The following is an 11,074-nucleotide window of genomic DNA, read 5'->3' as shown; positions in this document are numbered from 1 at the left end:
AGCATTTAGCGCCTTTATTTTTTATTGGTGTGTCTACGTTTTATGACATTATGATACATATTTGGAGACGTTGTGAACAAAGAAAATGTAGCAGAAAATAGCCAAGCTAAATTTTTAACTGGCTCTATTATGCGCCACATTGTTGTGATGTCAGGAACGGGCGCTATTGGTTTAATGGCACTGTTTTTAGTTGATTTACTCGACATGCTTTTTATTAGTATGTTAGGGCAAATAGAACTCGCAGCTGCGATTGGTTTTGCCGGAACGTTAGTCTTTTTTTCTACTTCAATTTCTATCGGCACATCGATTGCTGCAGGTGCACTAGTATCACGCGCTTTAGGTAAAAATGATCGTCAGCAAGCACGGATGATGGCTGCTAATGTGATGATTTTTGCCGTCGTTATTAGCATTATTGTCGTTGGTCTAATGCTGTGGCAATTACCATTGTTGCTCGATTCAATAGGTGCTAAAGGTGCTGTTGCAAAAGCCGCTACCCAATATTTAGTGATCTTATTGCCTAGTGCGCCACTTATTGCTGTTTCTATGTCTGCGGGCGCTGCATTGCGTGGTGTCGGTGATGCTCGAAGTTCAATGGTTGCCACGTTAATTGGTGGTGGTGTTAATGCGGTATTAGATCCGTTGCTTATTTTTGGGCTTTCAATGGGCATGCAAGGTGCTGCTATTGCCTCTGTTTTTGCGCGATTAGCCGTGATGAGTTTTTCTTTGTATGCTGTGGTTTATAAGCATCAATTGGTTGCAAAACCTGATCTTACCAGCTTTAAATTAGCATTACCGACAGTGGCTAAAATTGCATTACCCGCGATATTAACCAATACCGCTACCCCAATTGGTAATGCCGTTGTTACCAGTAATATCGCTCACTTTGGCGAAAGTTTTGTCGCGGGTTATGCGGTTATTGGGCGAATTATGCCGGTCTGTTTTGCATTGGTCTTTTCGTTATCAGGTGCCGTTGGACCAATCATTGGACAAAATTTTGGTGCTGAACGTTGGGATCGCATTAATCAAATTTTACGTGATGCAATGTTATTTACCGCGGCATATTGTATTGGCATATCGCTATTGCTCTGGTTTGGACAAGGCTTATTGATAGCGATGTTCAGTCTCTCTGGTGATGCAGCTGAAATTGTCGGTGTATTCTGTAGTTTTGTTGCAGTTACTTTTATTTTTAATGGGGCATTATTTGTGGCAAATGCGGCATTTAATAATCTCAATCGACCGACATGGTCAACTGCTTTAAATATGGGGAAAGCGACGCTAGGTACGATCCCATTTGTACTTGTTGGCGGTCATATTGCTGGGGCGAGTGGGGTCTTAATTGGACAAGCTCTCGGTTCGGTGGTGTTTGGTATTATTGGTTTTAGCTTAGTGATCCATCAGGTTAAGAAGATGGGATTAGTGCATGAAAAACAGCAGTTAGATAGCCATGAAATATTAACGCCCTCTGTACCGGTTGCACCATTTTGTTCATCACGCACCTATATGGGGACAGAAGATGTCTTGGAAGAGACCTTAGCGGCTGATCCTCAACATCATCATGATAGCTCTGTACAAAAAAGAGAAAAATAAAAAACGCTTATTGAGTAATGTATTATTTGCGTGATATTACTCGCATTTATCAATGTTACCTGAGAGGCAGATGACAATTTTTTTGTCAGAATGTGATCGTTATTTTAGCTAAATAGCGATTATTTCATCGCTTTATTGATCTAACGCGATGAAATAAAAGCAAGAGCCAGCGACAATAATAATACTAACAATTATTAGCTTGTAGATGTGATGTTCATAGCCGCGGCCGTGATTAATCATGGCAAGCAGTGTTAGTTTAGCCATTACACTTCACCTTTTATTTAAGGAAAATAAAGGTGATGGCGTATTTATTGTTTAAGGGAATAATGCTCTATGCGTCAAAATCTTCGCTATATCATACCTATTCTGATCCCACTCATTATTTTGTTATTACCTGCATCGGCTTTTCCGATTGAGGGATTAACGGTGATTCAACAGCGTGTTATTGCTATTTTTTTATTAGCAGCGTTATGTTGGGTTATGGAACCTATTCCTATTTATGCAACGTCTGTTGTGATCATTGTGCTGGAATTATTATTACTGTCAGATAAAAGTCTGTATTTATTTAGGCTTGATGAAGGACAGCCTCATTTTGGTAACTTAATGAGTTATAGCGAGATAATGGCGACCTTTGCCAGTCCTATTATTATGTTATTTTTAGGTGGCTTCTTTTTGGCCATGGCAGCGACGAAATATCGCTTAGATGTCAACTTAGCGAGGGTGTTATTAAAACCGTTTGGACACCAACCTAAGTATGTGATGTTTGGTTTAATGTTGATTACCGCTATTTTCTCAATGTTTATGTCAAATACTGCTACCACAGCGATGATGCTCTCTATTTTAGCGCCAGTGATTACCTTATTTGGTGCAAAAGATCCGGGTAAAATAGCCTTTGCATTATGTATTCCTGTTGCTGCAAACATTGGTGGGATCGGTACGCCGATTGGTACCCCACCTAACGCCATCGCATTGAAATACCTTACGGGTGAAAATCTGATTACGTTTGGTGAATGGATGTTCTTTGGGGTGCCGTTTGTGGCAGTGTTATTGGTATTTGCATGGTGGCTAATTAATAAAATGTATCCAGCAACCCAACAATCGATTGAGTTGACTATTCAAGGTAAGTTTCTAAAAACCCCTAAAGCTATCACGGTCTATGTGACATTTGCCGTCACCATTATTTTGTGGCTTATGGGCTCGATGCATGGCATGAACTCTTATACGGTGGCGTTAATTCCAGTCGCAATTTTCTCGTTAACTGGGATCATTAATAAAGAAGATCTCAAGAAAATATCATGGGATGTTTTGTGGTTAGTGTCAGGCGGTATTGCACTGGGTTTAGCCTTAGATAAGACTGGTTTAGCAAGATTGGTCGTACACAGTATTCCATTTGATGTGTTCTCACCGTATGCGGTCTTATTTGGCGCAGCAATGCTATGTTTATTAATGGCAAACTTTATGTCACATACTGCCACCGCTAACTTATTAATGCCTATTATGGCAGCATTGGGTACATCAATGGTGTCATTAACGCCATTAGGTGGCGAAGTAACCTTGATTTTAGTGGTGACGTTTGCAGCATCACTTGGGATGTCATTACCTATTAGTACACCACCGAATGCGTTAGCGCATGCAACAGGTCATGTTGAAAGTAATCAAATGGCACGGGTGGGGGTGATTATTGGTGTGGTCGGTGTGTTACTGAGTTTTGTGATGATTTGGGGCTTACAAGTCATCGATCATATTTAGCGTAAGTAGACATAATTCAAGGATGATGCCATGAATCAACCCAAAGCGCTTAGACGGATCATTGATACCTATTTTCAAGATCCAGCGACGACTATTGCTGTTGCTGCTGGAACTGAAGTTTTGCGTCAAGAGGGCTATAACGATCGCCTATATTGGGTTAAGCAAGGCGAACTATCGGGCTACTTAAAAAGTGAAGAAAATGGATTAAGTGCGCAAGTATTTGTCGTCAAAGAAGGGATGTTCTTTGGGGTACACAGTTTTTTTGCTCAAACGCTAGTGGCTTCAACAACGGTGGTGGCTGAAAAAAACAGTGAAATAGCGTGGATTGATTTATCGACGCAAGCGGTTGAGCCTGAACATTATGGATCATTAGCCGAGCAATTTATGCCAGTAATGGTACATGAGTTAGCAACACGACAAATGTTAACGGGGATTGCTGCCCTAGAAAAAGAAAAAGCGCTCCAAAAATTGTATGCCACCGAACAAATGACCACCTTAGGTCAATTAGCCGCAGGTATCGCCCATGAACTCAATAATGCCATTGGGGTAATTAGCAGTAAAACCGAAAATATTCAAACGGCTATCAGTCAATTTGTGACTGATAACCAGCCGCAAATGATACCGTTTTTAGAACATGGTATTGCTCATGGACAGACGATCAGTTCAGCGCAAGTTCGTGAGCGAACCAAGGTATTACAGCAGTGCTATAAGTTGAGTCGTGAACAAGCTCGAACCCTTGCGCGCGCATTACCTGATGGCGATGTTCCTGCTAATTGGCTTGAACATATTGATGCTGCGTTAATTTGTTGGGATAGCGGGCGTGATTTGCGTGATATTCGACTGGCAGCAAAGCATGCCGCCAGTATTGTACGATCGGTTAAACAATTAGGGGGGGGTGATCATGCGCGTATCCCTAATGTTGATATTAATGACACGTTACATAAATCATTGGCGTTATTGCAAAGTAATTTACGTTACGTTGAGGTGGTATTACGCCCTGCAATTTTACCGCCAGTAACGGCAAGTGTTACCGAGCTAGTGCAAATATGGGTAAATCTGATTAAAAATGCCTGTGATGCAATGGAAAATACGGAAGCACCGCAAATTGAAATTGTTACTCGGAGTGTAAAAAATAAATTATTAGTCACTATTACTAATAATGGGCCGATGATTGATGAAGCGACTCGACGTAAAATTTTCAACCCTAATTTTAGCACTAAAAAAGGCGGCTTATCGTTTGGGTTAGGCTTAGGGTTGGCAATAGTACAACGTATTGTGAATAGCTATGGTGGTACGATTGCCGTCAAAAGTGATCATCAGCGGACAACATTTAGAATTAAATTACCGATAACGTAAAGGATGGTTATTATGGAAAAAATTACAATTATTTGCGTTGATGATCAGCGTGAAGTGTTAAGTGCGGTATTGAAAGATTTAGCTGAATTTGAACCTTCTTTTTTATTGGAAGATTGTGAATCAGCGGATGAAGCATTAGCTTTGATGGATGAACTCGATGCTGAAGGCCAGTTTATTGGTGTTATTATTTCTGATCATGTAATGCCCGGTAAAAGCGGGGTGGAGTTACTGACTGCGGTTGCAAACGATAGTCGCTTTATACATACAAAAAAGCTGTTATTAACGGGACAGGCGACCCATCAAGATACCATTGCGGCGATCAACCAAGCCCGTATTGAAAGTTACTTTGAAAAGCCATGGGATGCAGAAGTGCTTACTAACTGTGTGCGAACATTAGTGACAGAATACATCTTTGATATGGGATTAGATTATACCCTTTGGGGTGATATTGTTGATAATACAACTGTTTTACGACGTTTACGGTAATTAAACTCTGAGGGTGCGAGGGGATGTTTACTGGTTTTTGATAATTATTATTATGTGTTAATGGTAATAGGTCGCTATTTTGCTTGACCTTGGACTTAACTCAAAGGTTTATAATTATCAACAGTAAAACCTCATAGCACCCAAGGAGAACGATATGTGTGCTCAATGTAATAATAAAAAAGACCATATTCATACTGCAAAATCAACGGTTGCTAATAAAGCGACTGTTACAGTAGTTGCTGCAACCGCGGATTGCTGTTCAAGCGTAAGTGTTGATTGCTGTTCAAGTAACAAAGATTCTGAAGGATGTGGTGATAATGATACTGAAGGTCCCGCGGCGGGTGGTTGTTGTTCAACGACAACCCATAATGCCATCCATCCAGTAACAAAAAAAAATAGCTTTACCATTACTGGTGCACATGTTGCAGCCAGTGATAAACCAGTATTAAAAAATACACATCAACATAGTTCAGATGCCAATAACACGCATCACCATGAACACGATCATAGTAGCCACGATCATAGCGATCATGACCATAGTAGCCACGATCATAGTGGTCAATGCTGCTCTGCACCAACCATGAGTAAAGAACAAGAATTAGCATTAGAAGCATCGTTAACCAATAGCGCTCATGGACAAACCTTTAGCTGGAAAGTGTTAGGCATGGATTGTCCTAGCTGTGCGGCTAAACTTGAAAAAGCCATCATGTCATTAGCGGCTGTCGACACCGCAAAAGTGATGTTTGCGACTGAAAAATTGGTTGTTAATATTCATGATAATCAGCAGGCTGATCCCGAAAAACTAAAATCTGAAATAGAAAACAAATCTAAACAAACTGGTTTTACGTTAGTTTCTACAACAATGAAAGCTGCCGACTTACCGACCCAATCTTTTTTGATTCAACATTTGTCAGTCATTGTTATCGCATTGATGATGGTGATTTCTTTTATATTAAATAAAACAGTTTCAGCAGAAGCTGGGTTATTAGCTTTCACATTGACAACGATAGTCGGTTTATTCCCTATATTGAAAAAAGCGGTCATTTTAACCCGATCAGGCACGCCTTTTTCTATTGAAACATTAATGTCTGTTGCCGCCATTGGTGCGCTATATCTTGGTGAAACAGCAGAAGCTGCAATGGTTATTTTTCTGTTCCTTATTGGTGAACAGTTAGAAGGTTATGCCGCTTCTCGTGCGCGTAGTGGCGTAAAAGCATTAATGGCGTTAGTGCCAGAAGAAGCAACGGTTATTTTAGCGGATGGCAGTAAAACCAAACGATCTGCTGCTGAATTAAAACCGGGTGATGTAATTGAAGTGGTGCCGGGTGAACGTTTACCCGCTGATGGTCAAGTCTTAGATGTTATCGCCAGTTTCGATGAAAGTGCATTAACAGGAGAGTCTGTTCCTGTTGAACGTACACCGGGTGAAAAAGTCATGGCGGGTAGCATGGTTGCCGATAAAGTGGTGCGTTTAACCATTATTTCAGCCCAAGGCGATAATGCCATCGATCGTATATTACATATGATTGAAGATGCTGAATCTCGTAAAGCGCCATTAGAACGTTTCCTTGATAAATTCAGCCGTTGGTATACGCCAAGCATGATTTTATTAGCTGCGCTGGTGGTTATTATTCCACCATTGGTATTTGGTCAATCTTGGGATGAATGGATTTATAAAGGCCTAGCTTTACTGTTAATTGCTTGTCCTTGTGCATTAGTTATTTCAACGCCAGCAGCGATTACATCAGGTTTGGCTGCGGCTGCACGTCGTGGTGCACTCATCAAAGGTGGCGCTGCGTTAGAGCAATTAGGTCATATTGAAGTGGTCGCATTTGATAAAACAGGTACGCTAACGGAAGGTAAACCTGTGGTGACGGATATGGTTTGTTGGGATAACGATGACGAGAAATTATTACGTCAAGCTGCTGCTATTGAAGCGGGATCATTGCACCCATTAGCAAAAGCGGTGGTTAATCGTGCTCAAGAAAAGCAGTTATCGGTAGTTGAAGCGACTGAGCGTGAAACCTTAGTCGGTCGTGGTATTCAAGGTATAACGGAAGGCGATAAGTTCTTATTATGTGCCGCTGATCGTTTACCTCAAGACATTGTTCTTACGGCCTCGCAACAGCAACAAGCTACAGCGTTAGAAGATGAAGGTAAAACCTTAGTGGTTGCCGTTCGTAATGCCCAACCTGTAGGGCTAGTAGCATGGCGGGATAACTTACGTGAAGATGCCTTAATTGCGATTGAAAAGCTTCATCAGTTGGGTATTAAATCAGTAATGCTGACGGGTGATAATGCACGTGCAGCAGCAGCGATTGCGAAAGAAATCAATATTGATTATCGCGCCAGTTTATTACCTGCCGATAAAGTTACTGAAATTCGTAAGCTGAATGATGCCCATAGTGTAGCGATGGTAGGTGATGGTATTAACGATGCGCCTGCGATGAAAACCGCGACCATCGGTATTGCAATGGGTGGTGGTACTGATGTGGCATTAGAAACCGCAGATGCTGCTATTACCCATAACCGTTTATCTGAGTTGCCAGTGATGATTGAATTATCACGAGCAACATTGAATAACATTCGTCAGAATATCGGTCTTGCTCTGGGTCTAAAAGGTATTTTCTTAGTGACAACCATCATGGGGGTTACGGGATTGTGGGTTGCAGTATTAGCTGATAGTGGTGCAACGGCATTAGTGACATTAAATGCTTTGCGTTTATTACGTTTTAAGCCCAAAGAATAGCCACGTTAATACAATTAATATTATTAGCGTAATATTGTTAGCATAATCACGATAAGCAGAATGGGCTAAACACCATTCTGCTTTGTTCTCATTATATTTTTTATCTTATTATATTCGCCACGAAATGATTACGCTAAACGTTAGAAAGACGTTGCTAATTTTTGTGATGAGTTCGATAGGAAAACGTTTTGTTGTGATCTATGTCTTGTTAATTTGTAACTAAAAATTTCATTGCTTTCAGTTAATGTGATTCAACTCACTAAAAACAGTTTCAGCTTCCGTTATCGTTACGGAAGATTTTGACAGACGTTGTTGTTATGTTGCGTATTACAATTGCTGTCAAACCACAATAATTATCCAGCTCTTGTTCCTATAATTAGAGTGATTAAATTTAAAGGGTATCATTATGTCTGACAATAAAGTGTTCCACCTTGGTGTTAATAAAGCGGATCTTAACGGTGCTGAATTAGCAATTATCCCTGGTGATCCTGCTCGTGTAGAAAAAATTGCCAACTTAATGGAAAACCCTGAGTTCCTATCAAGTGCACGTGAATATACAGTATATCGTGCGCAACTAGATGGTAAGTCTGTTGTTATTTGTTCTACTGGTATTGGCGGTCCTTCAACATCTATCGCAGTTGAAGAGCTAGCACAACTTGGTGTTAATACTTTCCTTCGTGTAGGTACAACAGGTGCTATTCAACCTAATATCAATCCTGGCGATATGATTGTAACAACAGCTTCTGTTCGTCTTGATGGCGCAAGTCTTCACTTTGCTCCAATGGAATTCCCAGCGGTTGCTGATTTCACTGTCGCGACAGCAATGAAGCAAGCATGTGATGATGCTGGCGCAACCGTACATACTGGTGTAACGGCTTCTAGTGATACTTTCTACCCAGGTCAAGAGCGTTACGACACATTCTCTGGTCGTGTTGTACGTCGTTTCCAAGGCTCTATGAAAGAGTGGCAAGAAATGGGTGTGCTGAACTTTGAAATGGAATCTGCAACACTATTAACTATGTGTGCAAGTTCTGGTTTACGTGCAGGTTGTGTTGCGGGTGTTATTATTAACCGTACTCAAAAAGAAACACCTGATCACGCAACATTAAAAGCAACTGAAACTCGTTCAATTAAGATTGTAGTTGAAGCTGCTCGTCAGATGCTAACTAAATAAGCGCCTTAATTTATATTTAGAAAGCCAATAGTAATTTTACTGTTGGCTTTTTTTATTTTAAATGATTAATAAATGTTAATTATATTATTAACATATATGCTATTTGGGGAATTTAACTATTAGTACTATTTTAATGTAGAATAGTCATTCGTTTTGCTGAGTGAAATTACATATATGATTGATTATAAAATTACATTTCCAAATGGACATCAAGACAGTATTGCATTACCCATTTCACCTGTATTACAGATGAAAATTGCTTATTTAGATGATGTGTTTGTCGTAAGAGATATTATTGCTACGGTAGGGAAGAATACCACTACGGTTACTTTAATATTAGATGAAGGTCAGCATCATACACAGAAGCAACAAGCGGCAGGGATTGTTTTCAATCGGCTTGGATAAACTAGCGTCAAACAGCATTAAGCGATTATTAGTATTGGATAAAAATAAAAAAGGCCTTAGTTAAGGCCTTTTTTGATCACGTATAATTCTTAATATTGATGCTTATGCAGGGTTATGTGCTTCACCGCCTGCACCTTTAAGCCATTCATGAAGGTGCGTATATAAATCACCAAGTTGATCTGGCCCAATGATCGCTAAGCCTAAGTCTTGAGCACGAACTAAATCGTGATGACGTAAAGGACGGAAACTGACTAGCATTGCACGTGCTTGTAAGCCACCTAGCAGGTCACGTAATGACTCTAGTTTGTACAAGGTATCATCGCCATCATCACGCATACCTTTGGTCTTACACTCAATGATATGGAGCTTATTATTAACGATAGTTGCAACATCAAGTTCATTACGGACTTCACGTTCACCAATTTTACGGTAAACCTGCACTCCTAGAGAATGATCTTGAATCGTCGGTAATTCATTTTGAATCGCACGAACAGTACAGTGAACTAAGCTTTCTAGCCACTCGCCGTTAGCAAATCGACGCGCTTCTTCATGCTTAAACGTTAAAATACCATCGTGGTATGTCGCAAGGCCTGTTTCTTCTAGGTCGGTTAGTAACGTCCCTAGTTCTTTATAGCCTTGTTGCTTCTCACTGAGTTCAACATGCAATATTTGTTCTTTACGGCATGTTGTTGCAAGGTAATTAAGGGTTGCTAAACCTGGGCCTAATTCTAATGCGGAACTTGCCCAGCGCTGGCCTAGTTCCCATAACTGGTCGTTAAGTGATTCAGGCATTGGATTATCAGACAACTCACAGCGAGCACCAAAGATAGTGAGGTAATCTGTAATTTGAATACGGTCTTGAACTTGTTGTTGCTCACGGTCATTGGGGAATAACCAGCACATTTCATCACTGAAAGGTTCAATGACGTAGATAGGCCAATCAAAAGAACGGAAAACTTCATAAGCAGATAATAAACGGTGACGTAAACCACAACTTGCATTAAACCATACATCACGACTGTCTTGCTTTAATTGGTCGGCAAGTTGGTTAAGGCGTTGTCGAATTTGAGTGACATTAATGATGTCGGGAATAATGAAAAATTCAACAATAATGTTTCGTGGAATCAAAATAGAAGCGAGTCGATCGTATTGTTTTTGTTGTTTTTCTGTACCAATAAATACCATTTTATCGGCAGGTACTGCTTCGTCTAATAAGGGAGTGATCAGGCGAACTGGATCCTGATCAATAATACCAACGTGAGTAATCATAATAATCCTTAATGCGCCCGACATATTGGGCGTAATGTTGTGGTGCGCATTAAATAAAAGAAATGAAAAGGTAAGCGTGCGCAGCACATCTATAAGGTATGTATATGAGGTTTTTTAGTGTGAAATTCAAGTCAAATTTTATAGGCTAATTATTCTTATATAAATTGATAATGTTACATATGCATTTATTTTCTCTAATACTCTATTTTTAATCATTTTTTTTAGATAGCTAATGTGTTTTTTAAAAATACCACTGTAATTAGTGGTATTTTTTTTGTTGGAAACATAGTTATCAATAA

Annotated in this window: 9 protein-coding genes; 7 read left to right on the top strand and 2 right to left on the bottom strand. The window is 40.1% G+C overall.

The features are described 5' to 3' along the window. The first annotated feature begins 147 nt into the window (after positions 1 to 147). The gene (locus BTO21_RS07265; RefSeq protein WP_232572856.1) at positions 148 to 1,587 is read left to right on the top strand and encodes an MATE family efflux transporter; all 1,440 of its coding nucleotides are present in this window, start codon (positions 148 to 150) and stop codon (positions 1,585 to 1,587) included. 132 nt (positions 1,588 to 1,719) lie between these two features. Here the strand turns inward: BTO21_RS07265 and BTO21_RS20335 are convergent, their stop codons facing one another. Beyond that, the gene (locus BTO21_RS20335) at positions 1,720 to 1,851 is read right to left on the bottom strand and encodes a hypothetical protein (RefSeq protein ID WP_258177516.1); all 132 of its coding nucleotides are present in this window, start codon (positions 1,849 to 1,851) and stop codon (positions 1,720 to 1,722) included. Between the two features lie 69 nt (positions 1,852 to 1,920). Between BTO21_RS20335 and BTO21_RS07260 the strand changes: the two genes are divergently transcribed. The 6 genes from BTO21_RS07260 (at position 1,921) to BTO21_RS07235 (ending at position 9,506) form a co-directional block, all read left to right on the top strand. After that, positions 1,921 to 3,336: an SLC13 family permease gene (locus BTO21_RS07260; RefSeq protein WP_045030873.1), complete on the top strand. Its 1,416-nt coding sequence runs from the start codon at positions 1,921 to 1,923 to the stop codon at positions 3,334 to 3,336. 30 nt (positions 3,337 to 3,366) lie between these two features. Continuing rightward, a complete protein-coding gene (locus BTO21_RS07255; RefSeq protein ID WP_045030871.1) occupies positions 3,367 to 4,692 on the top strand; it encodes an ATP-binding protein in 1,326 nt (441 codons plus the stop codon). A 12-nt stretch (positions 4,693 to 4,704) separates the two neighbouring features. After that, positions 4,705 to 5,178, top strand: coding sequence for a response regulator (locus tag BTO21_RS07250; protein WP_065192428.1), 474 nt, complete (start codon positions 4,705 to 4,707; stop codon positions 5,176 to 5,178). Positions 5,179 to 5,332: 154 nt separating this feature from the next. Next, positions 5,333 to 7,927, top strand: coding sequence for a zinc/cadmium/mercury/lead-transporting ATPase (locus BTO21_RS07245; RefSeq protein WP_065194478.1), 2,595 nt, complete (start codon positions 5,333 to 5,335; stop codon positions 7,925 to 7,927). Positions 7,928 to 8,333: 406 nt separating this feature from the next. Then, positions 8,334 to 9,101 carry a uridine phosphorylase gene (gene udp / locus BTO21_RS07240; protein WP_045030863.1) on the top strand — a complete coding sequence of 256 codons (768 nt, stop codon included), beginning with the start codon at positions 8,334 to 8,336 and terminating at the stop codon, positions 9,099 to 9,101. A gap of 174 nt (positions 9,102 to 9,275) precedes the next feature. Continuing rightward, positions 9,276 to 9,506 carry a hypothetical protein gene (locus BTO21_RS07235; protein WP_045030861.1) on the top strand — a complete coding sequence of 77 codons (231 nt, stop codon included), beginning with the start codon at positions 9,276 to 9,278 and terminating at the stop codon, positions 9,504 to 9,506. 102 nt (positions 9,507 to 9,608) lie between these two features. Here the strand turns inward: BTO21_RS07235 and BTO21_RS07230 are convergent, their stop codons facing one another. Further along, complete coding sequence (locus BTO21_RS07230; RefSeq protein WP_045030860.1) at positions 9,609 to 10,775, bottom strand: Card1-like endonuclease domain-containing protein; 1,167 nt, start codon at positions 10,773 to 10,775, stop codon at positions 9,609 to 9,611. Positions 10,776 to 11,074 lie beyond the last annotated feature (299 nt).

Origin of the sequence: Photobacterium phosphoreum (genome assembly GCF_002954725.1) — a bacterium.
GTDB lineage: Bacteria > Pseudomonadota > Gammaproteobacteria > Enterobacterales > Vibrionaceae > Photobacterium > Photobacterium phosphoreum.
This window is presented reverse-complemented; position numbering and strand designations above follow the sequence as displayed.